Raw genomic sequence first — 25191 nt, 5'->3', positions numbered from 1 at the left:
CATAATTGTAATTACTATCGAAGATAAAAAAAGATAGAATTATGGCACATACATTGAAAATCAAAGACATTCAAAACGTAACACACGACGTCAAAAAAATCATCCTTGAAAAACCCGATGGCTATGAGTTTGAACCGGGTCAGGCTACAGAAGTAGCTATTGACAAGGATGGATGGAGAGATGAAAAAAGACCCTTCACTTTTACCTCCCTGAATGAAGATTCTGATCTTGAATTCACTATTAAAATTTACCCTGATCACAATGGAGTGACCGAGCAAATAGGGAAGCTGAAAACAGGAGATTCGCTGATAGTGGATGACGCCTGGGGAACCATTCAATATAACGGTGAAGGTGTTTTCCTGGCTGGTGGTGCAGGTGTAACTCCTTTTATTGCCATTCTCAGAGATTTGCATAAGAAAGGAAAGGTTGGCGATAACAAACTTATTTTCTCAAATAAGACAGAAAAAGACATCATTCTGAAAAATGAATTTGAGGAAATTCTTGGAGATAACTTCGTAAATGTAATTACGGATGAAGAACCTGCCGGAGATCATATCTTTCTGGATGGTTTTATAGATAAGGAATTTCTGGAATCTCAGATCGATGACTTTAACCAGCCGTTCTATGTATGCGGGCCAATGCCTTTTAATGAAGCCATTATGGGATACCTGAAAGAACTGGGAGCAAATCCAGAGGCCTTGGTATTTGAAGAATAAGCTATAAAGCAGATGCAAACCTGCTTTTAAATGCTTTTATTTGTGAGACTCACTCTCACTCAAATACTTTAATCCAAATGCGACAGAAGCTGTTAAGTGAAGGCGCCAAAGAACTCTCCTATGAAATTCGGGAGATCGTAAAGAAAGCTAATATTCTTCAGAAGGAAGGTGTGGACATAACATGGGAGAATATTGGTGATCCTATTCAAAAACACGCACAAGTACCTGAATGGATTAAAGATATCATTCAGCGATTAGCTGCAGATAATAATTCATATGGCTACTGCGACTCTAAAGGGGTGTTCAAAACCCGCAAGTTTCTGGCTCAGAAAAACAATCAACATGGCGGAGCACAAATAACCGCTGATGATATTCTGTTTTTCAACGGTTTGGGTGATGCTATTTCCACTTTATATCACTACCTGGATGCGACCTCACGGGTAATCGGTCCTTCACCGGCTTATTCTACTCATTCTTCGGCCGAGGCGGCTCATGCCAATCATCAACCACTCACATACAAGCTGGATCCCAAAAATAATTGGTATCCGGATATGCAGGATTTACGGAATAAAGTAGAGTTCAATCCAAATGTGGTGGCGATTTTGCTCATCAACCCGGATAATCCGACGGGTATGGTATATCCCAAAGAAATCCTTGATCAGATTGTGCAGCTTGCGAGGGAATTCGATCTAATGCTGATTTCGGATGAAATCTATCATCACATTACCTACAACGGAGCACGGGCTTATGCGCTTTCAGAAGTGATTGGTGATGTGCCGGGTATTGCCATGAAAGGGATTTCAAAAGAAATGCCCTGGCCGGGTGCCCGCTGTGGATGGATTGAATGCTACAACAGGGATAAAAGTTTGGAGTTTGATCAGCTTTGTAATGCACTGGATGATGCCAAAATGATTGAAGTCTGTTCAACCACGCTCCCCCAAATGGCTATTCCTGAAATTCTGGGTGATCCACGGTTTTATGAATACCGGGAAAAACTGAATGAAGAAACCGGCTGGCGAAGTACCTTCATTGCTGATACTCTGTCAGAGGTTCCGGAGCTTATTATCAACAAAACGTATGGCGCTTTTTATAATACCATTGTTTTTAAAGAGGGTGTACTTCGGGATGATCAATCCCTGGAGATCACTAATCCACAGGCGAAAGTCAGGGTTGAAGAATGGGTAGAAGATGTACCGCTGGACTTTCGGTTTGTCTATTATTTATTGGGAGCTACGGGTATTTGCGTAGTTCCGATATCCTCATTTTGCTCAGATTTACTTGGATTTAGGGTAACCCTGCTGGAAGAAGATGAAGAACTTCTAAAAAAAACATTCACGCAAATCCGTGATTCTATTCGGGAATACCTCGATTCGTAAGAGATAAAACGCCTCAGAAGCCCGCTAAAATCGAAATTCGCAACCGAGCTTTATATTTCTTTTATTTGGGAGCAATCATCATTCAATAAAAACATGACGCACGGCACACATAACGCGGTTTATGATCCGCGAAATGAAGATGTACTTATATATGTGAACGGAGAGCTGTTTCCTCGTAACGAAGCAAAAATATCTGTTTTCGACAGCGGATATTTGGTAGGTGATGGCGTATGGGAAGGATTTCGGCTGCACAAAGGAGTGCTGGTGTTCCTGAAAGAGCATTATGATCGTCTTTTTCAGGGCGCCAAAACGGTAGGCATGGATTTAGGCATGAGCCGGGATGAAATCACAAAGGCTATTTGGAAAACGCTGGATGCCAACGATATGAAAGACGGGGTTCATGTGCGGCTGATGTTTACCCGGGGCATTAAAAAAACACCGTCTCAGGATCCAAGGTTGACGATTTCTGGTCCAAATCTGGTGATTATAGCCGAGTATAAAAAAGCCGATCCGGAAAGCAGAGATCAGGGTGTTAAACTTTTTACCAGCACTATTCGCCGAGGTTCACCCGATTACCTGGATCCTCGTTTGAACTGCCACAGCAAAATTCATGAAGTACAGGCATTGGTTCAGGCTTTGGAAGCCGGCGCCGATGAGGCATTGATGCTGGATATCAATGGATTTGTTTCTACCTGTAATGCTACCAACTTTTTTATGGTGAAAGACGGGGAAGTGTGGACATCTACCGGGCAATACTGCATGAACGGGATAACACGAGGTAAAGTAATTGAGGTTTGTGAAAAGTCAGGAATTTCCTGTTATCAAAAGAACTTTTCATTGTTTGATGTATATGGTGCAGATGAAGCTTTCGTAACCGGAAGCTTTGGCGGGCTCACTCCCGTCACTGAAATAGATGGACGAATTATTTCTGAATCTGTTCCCGGAAGTATGACTCAGCGGCTTCAGAAGCTATATGAGAGGGCGATTGAGGAAGGAGTGAATGAAGTTAAGGTATAATTTTTAATAAAGATACAGGTCGTCCGCAGAGTAGGATAATTTGTGAAGGATCGGATTGACCGTTAAAGTAAAAAACGGAGAAATGTTAAAGACAAAACGAATTTGTTTGTGGAGTGGTCCACGTAATATCTCAACAGCACTTATGTACTCTTTCGCCCAGCGCGAAGATTCCACGGTTTTTGATGAGCCGCTTTATGCTCATTATTTGGCTAATACAGATGCCAAAAATTACCATCCCGGTGCTGATGAAGTTCTGAAAAGCCAGGAGAACGACGGACAGAAAGTAGTTGATGAAATTATCCTGGGCGATTATGATACCCCAATCGCTTTTTTCAAGAATATGACTCATCACTTAGTCAATTTAGACTGGAGTTTTCTGGAAAAAACGACGAATGTCATACTTACCCGTCCGCCAAAAGATATGCTGCCATCGTATGCCAAGCAGGTGAAAAATCCAACGATGCAGGATGTAGGTTATGCAAAACATCTGGAAGTGGTTAAATATTTGAAAAATATTGGGCAGAAGCCTCTGATTGTAGATTCGAAAGATATTCTGCAATATCCGCAATCACGTCTCAGAGAGTTATGTGGCACACTTGGTATTCCTTTTGATGAAGCTATGCTGAAATGGCCAGCCGGACCCAGGAAAGAAGATGGAGTATGGGCTAAATACTGGTACCATAACGTTCACCGTTCAACGGGTTTCAGAGCATATAAATCCAAGAATGAGCCGTTCCCGGAAGAACTGGAAGACCTGTTGGAAGAATGTCAGGAAGCGTATGATGAGCTGCTGGAATATGCCGGTAGTTGATCCAGTAATTTATTAGAGTAGAGAATAGAGTCATCACGGGCTGAAACCCGCGATCTCTAATAGTCAGTTTCTAAAGCACAATCGTTTCCGAACGCTTCGGTCCGGTAGAAATGATGGTAAACTTCACGTCTAAATACTCTTCTATAAAGTGGATGTATGACTGAGCGGTAGCAGGAAGATCTCCCCAGTCGGTTATTCCTTCAATGGAATTTTTCCAGCCCGGAAGCGCCGTATATACCGGTTCCACATCGCGAATCTCGTCCAGGCAGAGCGGGAATACATCCGTTTCTTTTCCGTTAAGTTTGTAGCTGGTACATACTTTGATTTCTTCAAAGCCGTCCATCACATCCATCTTGGTAAGCGTCAGTTCATTGATACCATTCAGCTGAACAACATATTTCAATGCCACTAAATCGAGCCAGCCGCAACGTCTTGGTCGTCCGGTGGTAGCACCGAATTCAGCTCCTTTCTTGCGCAGTTCTTCACCTGTTTCGTCGAGCAGTTCGGTGGGGAAGGGGCCGTTTCCAACACGCGTGCAATAGGCTTTGGTGATACCCATTACTTTGTTGAGTGCTGTCGGTGGAATTCCTGATCCGGTACAAGCTCCGCCCGATGTTGGTGAAGAAGAGGTGACATACGGATAGGTTCCATGATCTACATCGAGCATAGTTCCCTGTGCTCCCTCAAGCAAAATTGACTTACTATTCTTGATGCCTTCATGCAGCAAATTAGTTGTGTTGCAGATAAAGGGCTCAAGCGTTTTGATGGAATCTTCCAGTTCGGCCATCAACTCTTCGGTTTTTAATGTGGGTTCTTCGTACAGGTTTTCCAGTGCAAAGTTGATGTCTTTCAGGTTCTGATCAATTTTTTCTTTCAGAACTTCACGATCCAGTAAATCCACCATGCGGATACCTACACGGGAAACCTTGCTTACATAAGCAGGGCCAATTCCCCGGCCGGTCGTTCCGATGGCGTCACCACCACGGCGTTTTTCTTTAAGCTGATCAAGCAGTTTATGATAAGGCAGGATTACATGAGCCGTTTGGCTGATAAAGAAGCGCCCTTCCAGGCTAAAGCCCATCTCTTGTACACCTTTGATTTCTTCAACCAAAGCAACAGGGTCTATTACTACACCATTTCCGATAACACAATCGGCATTGCCGTTAAAAATTCCGGATGGTATAAGGTGAAGGACTACTTTTTTATCGTCAAATTTAAGGGTGTGTCCGGCATTCGCTCCTCCCTGGAAACGAACAACATAATCGGCTTTATCGCTGAGCAGGTCAACGATTTTACCTTTGCCTTCATCACCCCATTGTGCTCCAATAACAACTCTTGTGCTCATAATCAGTTCAATAAAAAAGGGGTGCGGAACACCCCTCTGTATTCAATTTAAATTTAGGATATCACTCTTCAAAAGATTCAGCGGCTTCTTCTACTGACTTGTAGTGTTTGAAGACTGTGATCAGTTTCGTGACAATCAACAGGCTTTCGATCTTATCGGTAGCGTTCGCAATTCTAAGATCACCACCGGCTTTACGCATGGTAGTCAGAGCTCCAATCAACATGCCTAGCCCGGATGAATTCATGAACTTAACTTTACCAAGATCAACAACGATATTGGTTTTATCATTGTCGATGAGTTCATGTAATTTTTCATTCAGACTAACCGCATCAGGGCCACCCATAACGTTTCCTTTGAATTCGATAACAACGCTGTTGTAGCGTTCTGATGTATTAAAGCTCATAGATTTCCTGTTGTTTTTGTTTTAAGATTTTTTTGTACGTGCTTCGAGTTCAACCACCAAAGAGCTGGCAACAAATAGCGAACTGTATGTACCAAGTACAATACCGATTAAGAGGGCAAAAGAAAAGCCTTTCAACACCTCACCGCCGAAAATAAACAGCACAGTCACCACAAACAAGGTGGTAATAGAAGTTATCACGGTACGGCTAAGGGTATCGTTCAGGCTTTTGTTTACCATCGGCATAAAATCCATTCCTTTATGCACGTTGGAGTTTTCACGGATACGGTCAAATACTACTACCGTATCGTTCAGTGAATAACCCACAATGGTGAGGAAGGCGGCAATAATTGCCTGATCAACCTGAAGGCTGAATGGGACTAAATCTGCCAGCAGGGTAAAAATACCCAGTACAATTACCACATCGTGTATCAATGCAGCTACAGCCCCGGCCGAAAACGTCCAGTTTCGAAACCGAATGAGAATATAGATAAAGATAATCACGATAGCGTAAATGATAGCCTGCAATGCACCTGACTTAAGGTCTTCGGCAAATCTCGGGCCTACCACGTCGGTTTTGATCACCGTAAATGGATTATCTGGGTACAGCTCAGTCATCGAAGAGGTGATAATTTGTTGTACCTCATTGATGGGCCGCTCATTGTCGGTACGAATCAGGATTTCACTTTCAGAACCGAATAGTTTCAGTTCAGGTGTAGCCCCGAGGGGTTCAGAGAGATCAGATCTCATATCTACTACACTTACCGGATTTTCAAAATCCAGCACAAACTCCTTACCGCCTTTAAAGTCGATACCGTACTGGAGTCCTTTTGTTAGAATTGCTCCAACCGAAACCAAAAACAGGATAGCTGAGAAGATGTAAGCCATCTTCCGTGCTCCGTTGAAGTCAAAATTAGGGGTTTCAAACCATCTCATAATATTATTCCTTTTATCGTTTTAAATTTCTTTTTACTGATTAACCGAAGCTTACACTAGCTTTCTTGGCTTGTGTCAGGTAATCAACAACTACCCGTGTAATTACAATAGCACTAAACAGTGATGCTACAATACCGGCCATCAGTGTAACCGCGAAACCTTTGATCGGGCCAACTCCAAAACTGAAGAGAATGATAGCCACGAAGAAGGTGGTTACGTTTGCATCAACAATCGCACTCATCGCATTCGCATAACCTGCTTCAATGGAGGCCTTGAGCGTTTTACCGGTTCGCTGTTCTTCACGGATACGGTCAAAAATCAGTACGTTGGCATCTACCGCCATACCAATCGTTAATACAATACCTGCGATACCAGGCAGTGTGAGCGTGGCTTTGAAAGCAGCCAGGATACCCAGGATGAAAATGATGTTAAGCAGAAGTGCCAGATCAGCAATTCCACCACCGGTTCGGTAATAGATAATCATGAAAATGGCTACTACACCTAATCCAAACAGGATTGAATTTAAACCGGCCTGAATAGATTCTGCCCCAAGGGTTGCACCTACGGTACGTTCCTCAAGGATTTCAAGTGGCGCAGGAAGGGCACCTGAAAGCAAAATGTTGACCAAATCCTCGGCTTCTTCAACTCCATCTAATCCGGTGATGGATGAACGACCGTTTGAGATTTTAGTCTGCACGTTTGGATAAGAGAATACAAACCCATCCAATACGATAGCTACTGGTTTACCAATGTTTGCACCAGTAATTCTGCCCCATTTACGGGCACCTTCACTATTCATGGTCATAGAAACTTCCGGTACGTTGGTAGCGGGGTCAAATTGAACCGTTGCGGCTTCAATCACATCGCCGGTAAGCTCGATTTGTGTACGAACACCAATCAGTTGATAAAGCTCAGAACCGCCTTGTCCCTGAAAAGGATTAGCGCTCCACATCATTGTGGTGCTTCTGGGCAGTATGCGCTGTACTTCTTCGGTTGTGAGAAGATCCATAACCCGGGAGGTATCATCCGGAGTTGCGTAACCAACCAAATAAGGACTTTGAGCTGGTACCAAGACTTCTTCCAACGGATTGAACTGGTTGGCAGCAGCGGTATCGGCTGTGTCGGCACTTTGGCTGTAGTTGTCATAATATTCATAAACTGAGTTTACAAAAGCACGGAACTCCTGGGCATCTGCAGCCAGACGGAATTCAAGTCGTGCAGTTCCTTTCAGAAGACTACGAACTCGTTCTTTGTCTTCCACACCCGGAAGCTCAACTACGATTCGGTTATTTCCCTGCTTCACAATAGAAGGCTCAGTTACACCATAACGGTCAACACGGGTACGAATAATTTCGATGGCCCGGTCAAGAGCTGACTGCCGCTGTGTTTTTAAAAAAGTTGCGATTTCTTCATTAGAAGAACGGCGTGTGATATCCATCGCATCATTTCGGTAATATCTGCTAAGTCGGGCATCCGGATCTCGAGATTCGAATTCTGCAACCATCTCATTGATAAAGTCTGAGTCGTTTTCGAGCGACCTTTCAGCAGCCACATCAATAACGTCGTTCAGAAGCTGATCGGCGTTTTCGCCAGCTAGCTCTCTGATCAATTGGGGGACACCAACTTCAAGAGTTACGTGCATACCACCCTGAAGGTCAAGACCCAGAGAAAGGGTTCTTGTGCGAAGATCTTCCAGCTTTTGCTGTTCTTCTTCCTGATATTGAGCCCGTTCAGAAGGACTGAGCTCTTCCATATAATTTTGTTCTAACGACCAGACTACTGTTGGGTAGAGGTAATAAATTGTAAGGGCCAGAAAAGCCACGATACAACCGATTTTAAATCCGTTTCCTTGCATGTTATTTGTTATTTAGAAGTTTGAAAAATTGAAAGATGAGATATTGATAGTTGACAGAGTGATTGATACAAAATTACCAACCATCATCCTGCCAACCTTCAACTATCTGTAAGTTTGGAAAGTGTTTATGTAAAAAGGATAAGAGAGTCTATGGCGCACCAATGGCGGTACCACCGGAAAGGGGAGAAATGTGAAAGTTGTGTAATGTGACAGACTGATGTTCAAAACTTTTCCCCGAAGAAGAAATTATAAATGTTTGTTGTGTTGCATCAGCCTTTCCATAAAAGGCTAATCCATCAACAGGTAAAACAGAGTGAGGTTGGGCTTGTTTAATAAGAACAGCTTTACCCATCCCTGAAGACGAATTCTGATATGCATTCCATTCTTTGAGTAAAACCTGAAATACTTCACTTTCGTCTTTGGATTGCGCATCAACCGGTAATTCAAAATCATCAGCATGTGCTTTCACTAAAGCAGAGGCCTGACGAATAACAGATTCGAGTTCATCAGGACTGGCAGAAAGTTCTTTAAGCTGATCTACAACCGAAGTATTGCCATTAGACTTTAAATTCGATTGCAGCCAAGAAGTGAACGCATCATGGTCGGCATTATCACTTACCGGCTTCATGAAATAGAAAACCATTCCGGCAAGCAACAGGCCAACGCTAAGCGTTCGTGTGATATGTGTTCTGAAGAAATTCATTCCAGACTTAAAATATAATCAACAAATACCCCATTGTGAAAGTAAAAGTTGAAAAAGAGATTTCGCTAAAAAGATTTCAACGTGCTTTTTGTTTTACATATAAAATCTATAACTGGGAGGTAAATACCCACCTTTAGTTATATACTTTATGATAGCCCCAACATTTCTAGAAGTTCTTAATGTAATAGGCATTGATTCACTAAATTGAGAATTATTATAGTTCATCTTTGATAATTCAAGTATTTCAGTAGCTAATGATAGAGGTGAGTTCTGTGTTTCAAATAACTGAATATGAAGAGGCTTTGGAATATACATACCGGGATATTCTTGGTATAGGTTTATGCTACCTCTTGTGTAGAGGATCATGTTTTTGTTGTCCAATTGTAAAAATGACCCACGCAATGGCACGTAATAACCTTCACGGAATAATTTAGTTGAACTTCTTCTAATGCTTAGGAAATCGTAGAATTCTATATAGTATTTTTTTAAAACTCTCTTAAATCCTTTTAATTCATTTTCATTAAAGGCACTACTTTTATGTAGTACAACTCTTGCAGGAAAATTAAAATGCTCATCCTTATAAGTAGTTAATGCATTATCAAGAAGTTTAAAGGCATCTTTTTCAGAGAGATTAACCTGCTTGTCATTTTTATTTATTTTGACTGGCTCTCCTCTCATTATTATACCTTCTCCTTTTTCATTGAAAACTTGAGCGATACTCGATGAGACTTTAGTTTTTTTAATATTGTGGAAAAAACTAATACCAACATAACAAGTTGTTGGTACTTCGGGATCACGGGTCATTCTCCACGGAATACCTGATGTTTTGTAATAGGTTGCTATATAGAAATTCCAAGCTCTCGTCGATTCTGATTGTAAACTTATGGAACTTTTAGATGGAGGACTTAAGCTCTCTGTATAAGTCCAAGGCCACATTAATTGTGTGGGAATATTGAATTCTAATGACTTCGCTTTTAAAAGATCGTGAAAATCTACAGCTAAAGTTTCTTGCTTTAGGTTTTTTGGGTTCTCAATTCTAAGCTTTTTATAAACTTCTTCAGAAGGACAGCAAATTATTAAATCAACTGATGTTTTAGCTAATAAACTTTCGATAGTTTTCTTAAATAGTGTTGCTGTATCCTTAGCTACTATGTCATGATTATTATGATTTAATGCTTTTTGTAGCTCGACTGGATTTAAAACTTTTTCATATTTAGAATTAATTGAAATTTTGGTATTTAATTCTGGGTTTGTTTCTAAACCAGGAAAAGGGGGGTGCAGTATCTTGTTATCTTTTTTAGATGGGATTTTAGAATTAAGTTTTTCAAGCCATTTTCTCATGTTGTCTATAGTATGGCTTGTTCCAACAATACCAACTTTTATAATCTTGTTTTGGCTATATGATTTGTCAAAAGGACCAAATTTAGATAATCCAAATTTTATATCGACATGTTTATTCTCATGAAACTCGAGTAAGGGCTCCCTGATTACTGTTAGTTTATTCATGGAGAAAAAATATCTATCTGTTCAGAGGGGATATTCGATTTTGGTTTTGTCTTTCTCCAAATTTTATCGACAATTCCTTTATTAGTTTTGTAGCGATTTAAGTTTCCAAAACTAAAGAAATCTTTTTCTTTTTTTATTACAGTTCTATTTAAGACATCTTCCCATAATAATAATTGGTTTCTTACAGCAACGTGTTTATCAATTTCTTTTATCTTCTTTAGCTTGTCTTCATGAAACTTATCAGTTTTTTTGCCATCAATACTGAAATAGTAAGTTGGGTTTATTTCTAAAAAAAACTTATCGATGTATTTTATGAATTTTGTTTCAAAAGCATGGTGCCGCAAGTACTTTTGCCCGTCTTTCTCTTTTAGCTTATTAACAACAGTCACAGGAGTGTCTTTTCCCTTTAGGCTGTTATACTTTATTATACGTTCATCCTTATTTGGAATCGAATTGAAATAATAGAGGTCTAAATACGCATCATATTTGATTCTATAATTCGTATATAATTGCTCTTTAAGAGCCAAATAGAAAAGTTCAAATAGTTTATTTCTGTTATCTGAGTTTTCTCCGAACAACCAATTATTTGTATAAATTCTATCGCATGTTCCTGGGTCACATAATTTATCCCATGGAGTATCTCTTAAATCATTAAAGCTGTATATCTTCTTATCTTTTAATAAAAAAACTTGGCTACTTTTTGAATTAATCTTTTCCAGTTCTTTCCAAAGATGATTCAAGCTTCTAATATTGGTATCTGCTAAATAGAAAGTCTGAGGAAAGTTTTTTATTTGTAGTAAATTTGAAATTACTGTTTCTTTCTTATCTGGAGGTTGAAAGTCACTGCTCAACTCTAAAAAGAATTGGTAGTCATTCTCGTCAATGTTTTTTGGGAGGCCATCAGAAACAGCTGCTTTAGGTTCAATTTTATCTTGTTTGTCGTCGAATTCTTTTAAAGAACCTAGCTTTGGCTTTTTTATAATAGGTTGGTCGGTTAGTTCACGATAAAGCTTTTCATAGTCTCTAGGGAATTGGTAATGTGTTTTTTGATCTAAAATTTCGGGAATCCACTGTGAATCTTCATCTCGAAATATTATTGGTTTAAATTTTTTTGTTCCTTCAATTTTTTGATAAAGCTCTCCATAAATTAATTGACTTTCCCATTTAGCACCCTTGCCGGCATTATCATCAAATACCTTTTTATAGTATTTTTTGGTGCAAATTAGGAGCACATGGTCAGAATTTCTGATATTATTGATCATCCATCTCGGCCACCCTTCTATTGGGTCTGTAACATATTGATCAATAGTACAGTTTATGCCATCAGTACGTAATTGATTGGATAATTTTAGAGCTTGCTTCTTATGCAGTTCATCATCATGTGAGTAAGCAATAAAAACTGTAAGATGGTTGAGTTTATTCATATAGATCACCAAGAGAAAACGTAATGATTTTTTCTCATTTTTTCTTGGTTATGTGATTGTTTCTTCTATCAATTAATCACATGTAGTCGTTCAAATTCCTGCTTTAGGAATTTTCCTGTGTAGGATTTCTCAACTTCAGCAACTTCTTCCGGGGTACCAGTTGCAATAATCTCTCCACCGCCGGCTCCACCTTCCGGGCCCAGGTCTATGATCCAGTCGGCGGCTTTTATAAGATCCAGATTGTGCTCAATCACCATGACGGTATTTCCTTTTTCTACAAGCTGCTGCACTACATTTACCAACATCCGAACATCCTGAAAATGAAGCCCTGTTGTAGGTTCATCCATCACGTAAAGCGTATCTCCGGTTCCCACTTTGGAGAGCTCCCGCGCCAGCTTAATGCGCTGTGCCTCTCCACCGGAAAGGGTGGTGGAAGATTGACCCAGCGTGAGATAGCCAAGTCCAACGTCAACCAGTGTTTCCAGTTTTCGGCTTATGGCAGGCTGGGCATCAAAGAATTCGGCAGCATCCCGAATAGGCATTTTTAGCACATCAGATATGTTTTTACCCTTGTAATAGATTTCGAGCGTTTCCCGGTTGTAGCGTTTTCCATTGCAAGTTTCGCAGGTTACATACACATCAGGCAGGAAGTTCATTTCGATTTTGCGGACACCATCTCCGCCACATTCTTCACACCGGCCACCCTTCACATTAAAGGAAAAACGTCCCTGGTCGTAGCCCCTGATTTTAGATTCAGGAAGTTCTGCAAATAACCGACGGATATAATCAAATACCTTGGTGTAAGTTCCCGGGTTTGATCGTGGAGTTCGTCCAATCGGACTCTGATCAATGGAGATGATTTTGTCAACATTATCTATGCCTTCAATTCCGTCATAAGTCAAAGGCACTGTTTTAGATTTGTAGAAGTAGTTGGAAAGAATGGGAACCAGCGTTTGGTTGATCAGTGAACTTTTGCCACTTCCACTCACGCCGGTAACGCAAATAAATTTACCAAGTGGTACTTCCAGGTCCTGATTTTTTAGATTATGCCCACGTGCATTGGTGATTTTGATAGATTTGTCATTTCCTTCTCTGCGGCTTTCTGGCATCTCAATAACTTCCTCATCATTCAGGAATTTTGCGGTACTTGATTCCGGATCCAGCTCGTTTGGTTTGCCCGCTGTTACAATATGCCCGCCGTTGACTCCTGCACCCGGACCCAGGTCGGCCACAAAATCAGCATGCTCAATAGTTTCCCGGTCGTGTTCAACCACAATCACGCTGTTGCCAAGATCACGAAGAGTTTCGAGAGATTTAATCAACTTGATGTTATCCCGTTGGTGAAGCCCGATACTAGGTTCATCCAGAATATAGAGCACACCCACAAGTTGGGTTCCAATCTGGGTTGCCAGCCTGATGCGCTGAGCTTCACCACCACTCAGGGTCTGTGCTTCCCTGTCAAGGCTCAGGTAATTCAAGCCTACATTTAGCAGGAAATCGAGGCGGTCGCGGATTTCTTTTAAAACCTGATTTCCAATAATCTGCTGTCGCTCATTCAGATTGATTCCATAAAGTGTATCGCGCAGTTCCTGAATATCTTTTTGAACGAGGTCGTGAATAGTATGCCCATCAATTTTATAGGAGAGAGCCTCCTTGTTGAGCCGGCCGCCATCACACTCAGGACAGGTTACCTTATCCATGAAGGCCTTGGCTTTATCACGCTGCTTGTTAGACTTACTGTTATGATATTGGTCGATAATGGTGTTTCGGAGTCCTTCAAACTTATGTTTGTAAGTCACCGAATTGTCTTTGAAATCATAACTAACAGAGAATTTTTTATCTCCGCTTCCATTCATGATAAGATCAACGAGATCCTCAGAAAAGTCTTTGATGGGCGTTTCGAAATCGACTCCAAATTCATCCAGAATGGCTTTCAGTTGTTTAAATACGAAGATATCTCGGGGTGCTCCAAGAAACCGTATTCCGCCATTAGCTATGCTTTGTTCTTTATTGGGAACAAGTAAATCCCAGCTTACATCATAGGTGTAACCCAGTCCTTCGCACTCTTTACAATTTCCATAGGGAGAGTTGAATGAGAACAAGTTCGGTGCGGGATCTTCATAAGCCAGTCCACTTTCAGGATCGAACAGCTTTTGGGAGAACAGTCTGTCTTTAGTTTCTTCACCGTCTTTGATTGCCAGGATAACATTCCCGTCGGCCATTTCGAGAGCCAGTCGGATACTGTCTGCAATACGTTTTTCACTTTTCTCAGAAATTACAAACCGATCAACCACAACTTCGATGTTATGGGTTTTATAACGATCCAGTTTCATGTCGTCTTCCAGATCTTTGAACTCACCATCGATGCGGGCCTGCACAAAACCTTGCTTAATCGTCTGTTCAAACAGTTCTCTATAGTGACCTTTTCGTCCGCGAACCACCGGAGCCAGACAATAGGCTTTGGTTCCTTCCGGCATATCCATCACAGCCTGAACTACCTGGTCGGCTGACTGTTTTTTCATCTCGTTGCCGGTTTTGTAAGAATAAGGAATGCCGACACGGGCATAAAGCAGGCGCAGAAAATCATAAATCTCAGTAACCGTACCAACCGTAGAGCGGGGATTCCGGTTGGTTGTTTTCTGATCGATGGAGATAACCGGGGAGAGACCATCGATAAAATCTACGGCGGGGCGTTCCATCATCCCTAAAAACTGGCGGGCATAAGCAGAAAGAGATTCCAAAAATCTTCGCTGACCTTCTGCATAAATGGTATCAAAAGCCAGAGATGATTTTCCCGAACCGGAAAGACCGGTAATTACAACCAGCTGGTCGCGGGGGATGTCGATATCAATATTTTTCAGGTTGTGTTCGCGGGCACCGCGTACTACAATGTTATGTTGCAAAGTCTCTCGTGTTTTTAGATTTCAGAACTTTGAAAAATACAAAACAGAGGCCGGAATTCCTTCATTCCTTTTTTAGAAAGATTTGCCCGGAAAGTAAGACCTGACACAGAAATGGAATTTGATGAATGAATTTTGCTAATTGATCAAAACCTAAGAATCATGAAAGAACCAAAACCACCAAGTTCAAAGATTACTCCCGATAATGCCGCAGAGCTTCTGAAAAAGTCGGACAAGAAGTTTATCAAGCTTTTCGAACACGGGAGTCTTGAAGTGGAGTACTATAAACCTGAAATAGTGGATGAGCAACAACCGCATGAGCGGGATGAAGTTTACGTGGTGATTTCAGGAACGGGTTTCTTCGTGAATGGCGAAACCCGACATCCATTTAAACCCGGTCAGGTGTTATTTGTACCAGCCGGGGTAATCCATCGGTTTGAAGATTTTACGGAAGACTTTGCTACCTGGGTATTTTTCTATGGCCCAAAAGGGGGAGAAAGGTAGATTATTCGTCTCCATTATCTCCATTAACACGCAACATGCTGTTATATTCCCTTATAAAAAGTCTGTTCGGGAATAATCCTTCATCATCCTCTGACAATTCTGGTTTTATTCTCTTCACAAAATACATCTGCAGATCGCCAATATACTTAGTGCTCACTTCTCCGCGGGACTCACATTCAAAGAAATCTTTAACCCTTTCATACGTGGATTGAGAAATATTGATGGCATTTTCCCTGGAATGCTCCTCAAGCCGGGCTGCGATATTTACCGTTTCACCCCAAATGTCATAAGCAAAACGGGTTTTCCCAATCACACCTACTACTGCTTTTCCGGTATGGATGCCTACCCGAATGGGCAGGTAAGGAGTGTCAGAGTGATTTTTTTCACCAAATGTTTGAACAAAGTCTCTGATTTTTAAAGCAGCCAGTATTGAATCAATGGGATGGGAATGATTTCTGTCAGGGATGCCGCCAGCAGCCATATAGCTGTCACCAATTGTTTTGATTTTGATAAGGTTATGCTGACTGGTGTATTCATCGAACCGGTCGAAATAGAAAGAGAGACTCTCAATCAGCTTTTCCGGACTCAAGTCAGGTACAACCCTGGTAAAGCCTTCAAAATCGGTGAACATGATTGTGGCATCCTGGTAGCGCTCTGGAGTTACAGTTCCATAAGCCAGGAGGTTTTCTGCAATTTTTTCCGGAAAGATATTATGTATCAGCTCTTCATGTTCTTTCTTAGTCAGTTCCAGCTCTTTGTTAGCTGCATTCAGTCCACTTTGCATTTTACTGAGCTGATTATTCTGAGCAAGCGTATTCTTATAAGTGGATATCAGTAAGTTCACAAGGTGGGAATAATCAGCTTTGATATCATACTCCTTCCCTTCAATTTCCACTTTAACAGTATCATTTTCTGTAGCCGGTGGAGGAGGGTTCAGCAGCAGCTCATCAATTTTGCTGTACAAAGTTTCATCGTCAAAAGGCTTGGTCAGATAATTGTCAGCACCAGCCTCAATTCCCTTCATGATATGCTCTGTAGTTACCATAGAGGTGACGAGGATAATCGGAATTTTATTAAGCCGGGAATCTTTTTTTATATGCTCGCAGAGTTCAAAGCCATCCATCACGGGCATATCAACATCACTGAGAATGAGATCAGGGTACTCTGTGCGCGTTAGTTCTAAGGCATCTTCCCCATTTTGAGCCGTTAATACTTCGTATCCTTTTTGAATTAATTTATGTCTTGTAAGCGTTACAAGGGCGGGATGGTCATCAACCACAAGAACCCGCGGTTTTGTTTCTAACATAATATGTTTTTTAGAATTCGCTCTTAATATATTTCATTGAGCAAAACAATGTGTAAGAATTTTAAGCATTAACGTCAAAAAACCGATAGTTTACCTGTTCACTCAACAAAATTGTACCCATGCAAGAAGTAGCACATAAAAATTGGTCGCCAACATCGTGGAAAGATAAACCAGTTAAACAACTTCCGGAATATCCTGATCAGGAAAGGCTGGAAAAAAGTTTTGAAACATTAAAGTCGCTTCCGCCACTGGTAACTTCCTGGGAAATTGAAGCTCTGAAAGATAAGCTGGCAAATGTAGCTGCAGGAAAAGCTTTTTTATTGCAAGGCGGAGATTGTGCTGAAAGCTTTAATGCGACCAAAGCGCCTAAGATTGTAAATATGGTTAAGGTGCTGTTGCAAACCAGTTTCATTTTGATTCATGAAATGGGAGTTCCTGTTTTAAGAGTTGGGCGTATTGCCGGGCAGTATGCAAAGCCACGGTCTAATGATTTTGAGATGGTGAACGGGGAAGAGATTCATAATTATCGCGGAGACCTGATTAATGGTTATGAGTCAGAATCGGGTATTCGTACGCCGGACCCACAACGTTTGCTGGAAGGTTACCATAAAGCTGGATTAACGCTGAATTTTTTACGTGCCCTGGCCGACGAGGGTTTTGCTGATCTTCATCATCCAGAGCAGTGGGAGCTCGATTTCATGCAGAATAACGAGTATTACGCAGAGTACGAGGACATGGTGAAGTCAATAACCAAAGCAGTACGGTTTGTTGAATCTATCGCTCCGGATACTTTTTCAACTCTTCAAAAAGTTGACTTCTATACTTCACACGAAGCATTGAATTTATATTATGATTCAGCTCAAACCCGGCCAGTTCCTCGTAAAAATGGATATTTCAACCTGAGTGCACATATGGTTTGGTTAGGGAACAGAACCCGTGATCTGGATGGAGCTCATGTTGAGTATTTCAAGGGAATTAATAATCCGGTAGGTATTAAGGTTGGACCTCCTTACGAAATTGATGATACGTTAAAGCTGATCGAAACTCTCAACCCTACGCATGAAGCTGGTAAAATCGTACTCATCACACGCTTTGGAAAAGAGATTGTTGAAAAAGAGCTGCCAAAATTAATTCAGGCTGTTCGCCGTGAAGGCTTTCCTGTTGTTTGGAGCTCAGATCCTATGCACGGTAATACGTTCAGCACAGATGGCGGAATTAAGACCCGAAACTTTGATGATATCTTGAGTGAAGTACAATCGGCTTTTGCTATTCACAGATCGGAAGGAAGCTATCTGGGTGGGGTTCACCTGGAGCTTACCGGTGATAATGTCACGGAATGTGTAGGCGGAGCCAAAGGTCTGGGTGAAAAAGAGCTTCAGCGTAATTACGAAACATTTTGTGACCCGCGCCTCAATTACGAGCAAAGTCTTGAGATGGCCTTTCTCGTTGCTCGTGAATGGAAGAAGAGTTATTCCTAAGAGGAAGAATGGAAAAGATTTGGGTTTTTAGTTTTGTGCAGGCCACTCTGCGGACGATTCATTGTTACGCTCTGAATAACTAATTAAACCTGACATCTGTTCTGGCTGTCAATTTTGTCTGAATTCTGTCATGGTTCAAACGGTTCATCTGTCAACCTTTCCATTTTTTAGATATCGCCTGAAATTTCATCAGTAGTGTTTGCCCGTCTGTCAGAATATTTATTTGTGATCTTCATTGGCATATGCCTTGCATATTTAAGAATGAATTAACGATACAAACAAAACTTAAATGCGAGGTTAATTATGGCACTTATTAATTATACCCGACCCAATGTTGATCTTCATTCAAAAAGATTTAGTGACATCTTAGATGAGTTTTTCAATGATTCACTGAATTACCGAAAAGATTCATTCATGCCTTCTGTAGATATTTCTGAAACAGAAAATCAATTTGAAGTATCAGTTTCTCTGCCAGGTATGAGCAAAGAAGATATTAACGTTGATCTCGATAACGGTCACCTTACCATAAGTGGTGAACGCAAACTCGAAAAAGAAGAAAGTGGTAAAAACTATCATCGGGTAGAATCAAGTTTCGGTTCTTTCAGCCGTTCTTTCCAATTACCTGATAGCATAGATGAAGAAAGCATTTCTGCTAAATATGAGAATGGTATGCTCAGTATTACCATTGCTAAAAGCGAAGAAAAAGTTAAAAAACAGATCAAGATTTCATAAATCTGATCCATTAGGTTAAGGGAGCCGAAGTTCCTTGAGTGGAGCTTCGGTTTCTTATTTATAGCTATTGAATTGTAAAGGTTTGTGGACGCGCACAATTTTCAAAAGTTGATGCGTTGTAAATACCGCAATCGATTAATAACAATTAAATCAGAAATAAATATGAGTACCACAGTAAAGAATATATTTGGAGTGGCGGCAGCAATTATTGTGCTGCTGGGTTTTAATCTGGCTACCAACGATAATTCTAGAACACTACCAGATTCTGAAGCAAAAAAAATAGAGTCAGCTGAAAGTAAGCCGGTTGCTTCACTGAAAGATTTCAATGATGCTATTGTAGATATTGCTGAAAAAACAAACCCATCCGTAGTAACGATTACAACTAAAAGGGTTCAGGAAGTAAGGGTCATTAACCCGTTTTCACAGTTTTTTGGAAATCCCCGTGATGAAGGAGGAACGCAAGAACGTATTCAGCGTGGTTTGGGATCAGGAGTTATTGTCTCGGAGGAAGGCTATATCCTTACCAACAATCATGTTATTGAACAAGCTGATGAAATTCAGGTACGTTTGTTTGATGGTAACCAGGTAGATGCCGAACTAATAGGTACCGATCCTCAGACAGATATTGCGGTATTGAAAATTGAAGTTGAAAATCCTCCTGCTGTACAAATGGGTAACAGTGATGAACTAAAAGTAGGATCATTTGTATTGGCAATAGGAAGCCCTCTCAGAGAAGAACTGGCTCATACCGTTTCATTTGGAATTGTATCCGCTAAAGGCCGGAATATTGGATTGATTCAAAATCGCCAGGAACAGTGGGTTGGATATGAAGATTTCATCCAGACCGATGCGGCCATCAATCCTGGTAATTCTGGTGGTGCTCTTATCGATATAAATGGAGAGCTTGTTGGTATTAACTCTGCAATTGCATCTCGTTCAGGCGGGAATGATGGAATTGGATTTACGATCCCCATCAATCTGGCAAAGCGAATTATGAATGACCTTGTTGAAGATGGAGAAGTTACCCGCGGTTATCTGGGAATGTATATGGCCGGAGAGGTTGATCAAACAATGGCAAAAGGTCTGGGATTAGGCGATATCCGGGGAATTATGGTTGGTCGTGTTGAAAAGGATGGCCCTGCAGAAACAGCCGGATTAAAAGAGAAAGATATTATTGTATCTCTGAATGGCGATAAAGTAAAAGATTGGGCAAGCTTTAGAACAAGAATTGCTGCTTTTAAACCAGGTGATGAAATTTCCCTGGGAATCATACGAGATCAGGATAATATGACTCTTGACGTAACGTTAGGAAAACGTCCTCAGGAACAAACGGCATCTGTTGCTCCTCAGAATAAAGAAGAGATGGACAGGCGACTTGGCTTTACGGTGCGGGATCTGAATTCAGATATTCGACAGCAACTCGATATTGAAAACGAAACAGAAGGAGTAATTGTTCTTGAAGTAAGAGAAAGCAGCAATGCTTACGAACGAGGACTGAGGTCCAGAGATATTATTACAGAAGTTGGAAAAACACCGATAGAATCGACCTCAGATTTTTATGAACAACTCGAAGAAACAGAAAGTAGTGTCGTTCTTCTGACAGTTAAAAGAAATGATTTGGAACAATACATAGCTTTTGAAATATAAATAGGTTCAAAACATTGATTTTTTGTACCCCGAAAACCCAAACCTTGATCCCTGATACGGATCAGGGTTTTTATTCAAAATAAGGAACTAAATCAGGATGAGTATCTGTTATCCATTTACTAAAAATTACACGGATACTTTTATAACATTTTGTATCTTGTAGAACAAGGATTTAGAAAAGAATTTGTACCCCGAAAAACCCAAACCCTGAACTCTGATACAGTTCAGGGTTTTTTATATTAAGTTATTTCAAGAGCTTAGCACCTTGTCAATAAGATTATTGGCTTCCATAAAGCCGACTTTAGCTGATGCTCAGAATTTAATTAAAGTACAAAGACTTAATGTTTCTGCTATTCAGTTTATACAATCAAGCTCACCTCAAAAAACTTCGATTGGTAAAATATTTGTATCGAATTGTATGACTAAATTCCTGAAAGAGATTTCGGTCCTGCAATTCTGTCAATAAAATTTCATAGGCACGATTTTGGTTTTTATCTCTGTAGAATAAATAAAACAAGGAGATTGAAATGAATCTGAACAAATTTACACTTAAAGCGCAGGAGGCCGTACAAAAAGCTCTTGAGTTAGCACAGAGCGGTAACAACCAGGCGATGGAACCGGCGCATATATTAAAAGCATTTCTGACCGATCAGGAGAGTATTGTTAATACGCTATTAAATAAATTGGGCGCAAATCCGGCTGCTATAGAGAAAGTAGTGGATTCAACCCTTGAACGACTTCCAAAAGTGCAGGGAGCTTCCGTATCCGGACAGTATTTGTCCAACACCAGTAAAGAGTTGTTTGATGTAGCTCAAAAAGAGGGTAATAAGCTCGGAGATGAGTACATCAGTTCAGAGCATATCCTTATTGGAATGACGGCCGTGAAAGGAGAGATTGCGACCTTACTCAAAGATCAGGGCGTGACCAAAGAGAATATTCTGAAGGTACTGAAGGATGTTCGGGGCAACCAAACCGTGGATGACCCAAATGCAGAAAGCAGGTATGGAGCTCTGAAAAAGTATGCCCGTGATCTCAATGAACTTGCCGAGAAAAATAAACTGGATCCTGTAATTGGGCGCGATCAGGAAATCAGGCGGGTAATGCAAATCCTGACCCGTCGAACCAAAAACAATCCGGTATTAATTGGTGAACCAGGAGTAGGTAAAACCGCTATTGCTGAAGGCATGGCCCTGCGGATTGTTCGCGGAGATGTACCGGAAGGCCTGAAGACAAAACGCATTGTTGCACTTGATATGGGCTCGCTGGTAGCAGGAACCAAGTTCCGGGGCGAATTTGAGGAACGCCTCAAAGCAGTCGTAAAAGATGTGTCTGATTCTGATGGTGAAATCATTCTGTTTATTGATGAAATACACACCCTTGTAGGTGCGGGCGCCACAGAAGGAGCGATGGATGCAGCAAATATACTGAAGCCAGCACTTGCCCGTGGTGAACTGCATGCTATTGGTGCAACAACCCTGGATGAATACCGCAAGTACATTGAGAAAGACAAGGCATTGGAGCGCCGACTTCAGACAGTGCTTGTAGGCGAGCCTTCTGTAGAAGATACCGTTTCTATTCTCCGTGGATTGCAAGAGCGTTATGAGGTGCATCACGGGGTTCGGATAACCGACTCTGCTGTGGTCGCAGCTGCCGAGCTTTCACACCGATACATCGGAGACCGGTTCTTGCCTGATAAAGCTATTGACCTGATTGATGAAGCGGCTTCACGGTTAAGACTTCAGATTGATTCCCTTCCGGAAGAACTGGATGCGCTGGAACGACAAATCCGTCAGCTGGAAATTGAACGAGAAGCTTTGAAGAGGGAAAAAGATCAATCCAAAATGAAAGGGATTGAGAAAGAACTGGCTGATCTGGAAGAGCAGCGAAAATCCATGCGGGTACAGTGGGAGCAGGAACGCGAACTCATTCAAAGGGTAAGAGAGCTGAAACAAGCCATAGATACTTCCCGCAACGAAGCAGATAAAGCTGAACGACAAGGTAATTACGAGAAAGTTGCAGAATTGCGCTACGGGACTATTGCTCAGCTGGAAAATGACCTCGAAGAATCCAAGAATAAACTGGACGAAATGCAGGAAAATCAATCTCTGCTGAAAGAGGAAGTAGATGCTGAAGACATTGCCGATATTGTTGCACGCTGGACTGGAATCCCGGTTCGTAAGATGCTTCAAAGCGAGCGTAAAAAATTGCTCTTATTAGAAGAAGAACTCCATAAAAGAGTGATTGGACAGGATAAGGCGATTGAAGCTGTCTCGAATGCAGTACGCCGTTCTCGTGCCGGACTACAGGATGAACAAAAGCCCATCGGCTCATTTTTCTTTCTGGGATCAACTGGTGTGGGTAAAACAGAACTTGCCCGTTCACTGGCCGATTTCTTATTCAATGATGAAAACGCCATGATTCGCATCGATATGAGTGAGTACATGGAGAAGCACAGCGTCAGCCGTTTAGTTGGTGCTCCTCCCGGATACGTGGGCTATGATGAAGGCGGACAGCTTACCGAAGCCGCCCGGCGACATCCGTACTCGGTGATATTGCTCGATGAGATCGAGAAGGCCCACCCGGATGTATTTAATATTTTGTTGCAAGTGTTGGATGAAGGCCGTCTCACTGATAACAAAGGCGTGACGGTAGACTTCAAGAATACCATTATCATTATGACCTCTAATATTGGTTCACACCTGATCTCGAATGAAATTGAGAAATCCGGTGGAAAAATGACCGATGAAAAGTATGAAGCATTGCAGAACAAGCTGATTGAACAGCTGAAGCAAACCATACGTCCGGAGTTTCTGAACCGCGTGGATGACACTATTGTGTTCCATCCGCTTGGACAAGAACACATACGTTCCATTGTAGATATACAACTACGACGGGTAGATGAGATGCTAGCAAGGAATAATGTGAAGCTGGATGTTTCTGATAATGTGAAAGACTGGCTGGCCGTTCGTGGATACGACCCTGTATATGGTGCACGACCACTGAAAAGGGTAATTCAGCAAAACATAACCAATAAGCTGGCCACTAAGTTAATCAGCCGGGAAGAAGAAGGCTCGGTTCATTACGAAGCCACCATTAATAAAGCCAAAGATGGCATCGACTTTGCTGAAGTTTTAGACGATGTAGAAGCCTGGGCGGAAGAAAATTAAAAATTCAAAATTACGGATTAAAAATTGGGTTTGATGCCAAACGTCTCACCTAATTTTTTAATTTTACATTCTTAATTTTGAATTCCAGCTTAGCTGGACAAATTAGTCTCGCCCTTAATCTTGTCATATTCTTCATCATTCGGTTCCCAAAGCTCAATTTTGTAACCATTGGGATCCATGATCCAACCGAATTTTCCGTATTCGAAGACTTCCATTTCACCAACAATTTCCACGCCTTCTTCTTCCAGAACTTTGAGTAGTTCTTCAAGGTTTTCTACCCGGTAGTTAATCATCGCGTCTTTTTTGCTGGGATTGGTGTATTCAGTGTTTTCGTCAAACATACTCCAGGTAGTGTATCCTTTCTTTGAGGCGTTATCGGCATGGCGCCATTCAAAAGTACCTCCGTATTTTCCACTCTCGATACCTAAATGTTCTTTATACCAATCGCGGGTAGCCTTGGGGTCTTTCGCCTTTAAAAATACTCCTCCAATTCCTTTAACTCGTTTTTTCATATTTTTTCTATATGTTGATTAATCGTTATGCTGATCAAATAAAATCTGATTTCCATCAGGGTCTTCAATACAAAAATGGCAAGGTCCTTTTTTATCATGAATCGATTCTGATTCCATCAAGAACTTTACATCCTTTTCTTTGAGGTCCTGATACACACTTCTTGCATCGGTTGGGTTGAATGTAATAATGTTCTCCTCAAACATATCCTGGAATAAACCGATCAGGGAATTTCCTTTTTGCATAATAATCCAGTTGTTTTCGATAGGTCCGGTGCCTTCAACGGGTTCAAAGCCCAGTTTCTCATAGAAAGCCTTGGAAGCGTGGATATCTTTTACTGCAAGAGATAGAGAATGGTTATTCGGGTTCATGGTAATGTGATTTAGTTAACTTTTTATATTCTTTTCATATAGTTCAATCCATTCCTCAGGAGTCATTTTTCCTGCAAGCTTGCCGATCAATTCATATGGGATATGATCGGGATTGCGGAACCGGATACAACTTTTTCCCATATCGAGTTTTGTTTTTACATGCTTGGGGTATTCAGTTTTGAACCACTTCATTAATGTGTCGTCTGCATAAATGCCGGAATGGTAAACGGCAATATGATTTTTTTGAGAAGCGATATTTATAAAGGGCAAAGGCAATTCTGGTGTAACATGGTAACCACCAGGATAAAGAGAATGTGGTACCACGTACCCGATCATGTTATAAATAATAGTTTCTTTAAATCCCTCTGGCAGGTTTTCAAGAATGACAGATCGAAGTTTGGTCATGGCATCTTTTCGTTCTTCTGGTATTTTTTCCAGGTATTCCTCTGGGGTACTGGCTTCGATTTTCATGGCAGACTTTGTCTGA

Annotated in this window: 21 protein-coding genes; 9 read left to right on the top strand and 12 right to left on the bottom strand. The window is 41.2% G+C overall.

Going from position 1 to position 25191, the window contains the following annotated elements:
• The first annotated feature begins 41 nt into the window (after positions 1 to 41).
• From RIB15_RS09200 to RIB15_RS09185, 4 genes are all read left to right on the top strand, one after another.
• Complete coding sequence (locus RIB15_RS09200; RefSeq protein WP_350201853.1) at positions 42 to 716, top strand: FAD-binding oxidoreductase; 675 nt, start codon at positions 42 to 44, stop codon at positions 714 to 716.
• 77 nt (positions 717 to 793) lie between these two features.
• Positions 794 to 2092 (top strand): pyridoxal phosphate-dependent aminotransferase, encoded by a 1299-nt coding sequence (locus tag RIB15_RS09195; RefSeq protein ID WP_350201852.1) that lies wholly within the window; start codon positions 794 to 796, stop codon positions 2090 to 2092.
• 93 nt (positions 2093 to 2185) lie between these two features.
• Complete coding sequence (locus RIB15_RS09190; protein WP_350201851.1) at positions 2186 to 3109, top strand: aminotransferase class IV; 924 nt, start codon at positions 2186 to 2188, stop codon at positions 3107 to 3109.
• Positions 3110 to 3191: 82 nt separating this feature from the next.
• On the top strand, positions 3192 to 3920 hold the full coding sequence (locus tag RIB15_RS09185) for a sulfotransferase-like domain-containing protein (protein ID WP_350201850.1): 729 nt from the start codon (positions 3192 to 3194) through the stop codon (positions 3918 to 3920).
• Between the two features lie 70 nt (positions 3921 to 3990).
• Here RIB15_RS09185 and RIB15_RS09180 read toward each other — a convergent pair whose 3' ends face one another.
• The 8 genes from RIB15_RS09180 to uvrA all read right to left on the bottom strand — a co-directional run bounded on the left by RIB15_RS09180 (position 3991) and on the right by uvrA (position 14992).
• A complete protein-coding gene (locus RIB15_RS09180) occupies positions 3991 to 5265 on the bottom strand; it encodes an adenylosuccinate synthase (protein WP_350201849.1) in 1275 nt (424 codons plus the stop codon).
• Between the two features lie 61 nt (positions 5266 to 5326).
• The gene (locus tag RIB15_RS09175; protein ID WP_255132945.1) at positions 5327 to 5668 is read right to left on the bottom strand and encodes an STAS domain-containing protein; all 342 of its coding nucleotides are present in this window, start codon (positions 5666 to 5668) and stop codon (positions 5327 to 5329) included.
• A 21-nt stretch (positions 5669 to 5689) separates the two neighbouring features.
• Positions 5690 to 6601, bottom strand: coding sequence for a protein translocase subunit SecF (gene secF / locus RIB15_RS09170; protein WP_350201848.1), 912 nt, complete (start codon positions 6599 to 6601; stop codon positions 5690 to 5692).
• 40 nt (positions 6602 to 6641) lie between these two features.
• Positions 6642 to 8456: a protein translocase subunit SecD gene (secD, locus tag RIB15_RS09165; RefSeq protein ID WP_350201847.1), complete on the bottom strand. Its 1815-nt coding sequence runs from the start codon at positions 8454 to 8456 to the stop codon at positions 6642 to 6644.
• 148 nt (positions 8457 to 8604) lie between these two features.
• On the bottom strand, positions 8605 to 9159 hold the full coding sequence (locus tag RIB15_RS09160) for a hypothetical protein (protein WP_350201846.1): 555 nt from the start codon (positions 9157 to 9159) through the stop codon (positions 8605 to 8607).
• 93 nt (positions 9160 to 9252) lie between these two features.
• Positions 9253 to 10665 (bottom strand): argonaute/piwi family protein, encoded by a 1413-nt coding sequence (locus RIB15_RS09155; RefSeq protein ID WP_350201845.1) that lies wholly within the window; start codon positions 10663 to 10665, stop codon positions 9253 to 9255.
• A complete protein-coding gene (locus RIB15_RS09150) occupies positions 10662 to 12089 on the bottom strand; it encodes an SEFIR domain-containing protein (protein ID WP_350201844.1) in 1428 nt (475 codons plus the stop codon). Before RIB15_RS09150 ends, RIB15_RS09155 begins: the two co-directional genes overlap by 4 nt.
• Positions 12090 to 12157: 68 nt before the next feature.
• Entirely contained in the window at positions 12158 to 14992 is a 2835-nt protein-coding gene (gene uvrA / locus RIB15_RS09145; RefSeq protein WP_350201843.1) for an excinuclease ABC subunit UvrA, read from the bottom strand.
• Positions 14993 to 15151: 159 nt separating this feature from the next.
• Between uvrA and RIB15_RS09140 the strand changes: the two genes are divergently transcribed.
• On the top strand, positions 15152 to 15493 hold the full coding sequence (locus tag RIB15_RS09140) for a cupin domain-containing protein (RefSeq protein WP_350201842.1): 342 nt from the start codon (positions 15152 to 15154) through the stop codon (positions 15491 to 15493).
• 1 nt (position 15494) lies between these two features.
• Here RIB15_RS09140 and RIB15_RS09135 read toward each other — a convergent pair whose 3' ends face one another.
• Positions 15495 to 16799 carry an adenylate/guanylate cyclase domain-containing protein gene (locus tag RIB15_RS09135; RefSeq protein WP_350201841.1) on the bottom strand — a complete coding sequence of 435 codons (1305 nt, stop codon included), beginning with the start codon at positions 16797 to 16799 and terminating at the stop codon, positions 15495 to 15497.
• Between the two features lie 119 nt (positions 16800 to 16918).
• On the opposite strand from RIB15_RS09135, the gene RIB15_RS09130 reads away from it, so the two are divergent.
• From RIB15_RS09130 to clpB, 4 genes are all read left to right on the top strand, one after another.
• On the top strand, positions 16919 to 18277 hold the full coding sequence (locus tag RIB15_RS09130; protein ID WP_350201840.1) for a class II 3-deoxy-7-phosphoheptulonate synthase: 1359 nt from the start codon (positions 16919 to 16921) through the stop codon (positions 18275 to 18277).
• A 303-nt stretch (positions 18278 to 18580) separates the two neighbouring features.
• Positions 18581 to 19009 (top strand): Hsp20/alpha crystallin family protein, encoded by a 429-nt coding sequence (locus tag RIB15_RS09125; protein ID WP_350201839.1) that lies wholly within the window; start codon positions 18581 to 18583, stop codon positions 19007 to 19009.
• A 162-nt stretch (positions 19010 to 19171) separates the two neighbouring features.
• On the top strand, positions 19172 to 20656 hold the full coding sequence (locus tag RIB15_RS09120) for a Do family serine endopeptidase (RefSeq protein WP_350201838.1): 1485 nt from the start codon (positions 19172 to 19174) through the stop codon (positions 20654 to 20656).
• Between the two features lie 527 nt (positions 20657 to 21183).
• On the top strand, positions 21184 to 23823 hold the full coding sequence (gene clpB / locus RIB15_RS09115) for an ATP-dependent chaperone ClpB (RefSeq protein WP_350201837.1): 2640 nt from the start codon (positions 21184 to 21186) through the stop codon (positions 23821 to 23823).
• A gap of 89 nt (positions 23824 to 23912) precedes the next feature.
• On the opposite strand, the gene RIB15_RS09110 is transcribed toward clpB, so the two are convergent.
• From RIB15_RS09110 to RIB15_RS09100, 3 genes are read right to left on the bottom strand one after another with little or no spacing between them, the layout of a single operon-like run.
• Positions 23913 to 24335 (bottom strand): VOC family protein, encoded by a 423-nt coding sequence (locus RIB15_RS09110; RefSeq protein WP_350201836.1) that lies wholly within the window; start codon positions 24333 to 24335, stop codon positions 23913 to 23915.
• Positions 24336 to 24353: 18 nt separating this feature from the next.
• Positions 24354 to 24704, bottom strand: a complete 351-nt coding sequence (locus tag RIB15_RS09105; protein WP_350201835.1) for a VOC family protein — start codon at positions 24702 to 24704, stop codon at positions 24354 to 24356.
• A 15-nt stretch (positions 24705 to 24719) separates the two neighbouring features.
• A complete protein-coding gene (locus RIB15_RS09100; RefSeq protein ID WP_350201834.1) occupies positions 24720 to 25175 on the bottom strand; it encodes a DUF1801 domain-containing protein in 456 nt (151 codons plus the stop codon).
• Positions 25176 to 25191 lie beyond the last annotated feature (16 nt).

This window comes from Gracilimonas sp., from assembly GCF_040218225.1.
GTDB lineage: Bacteria > Bacteroidota > Rhodothermia > Balneolales > Balneolaceae > Gracilimonas.
Note: the sequence above shows the minus strand (reverse complement) of the source record. Positions and strands in the feature narration are given on the sequence as shown.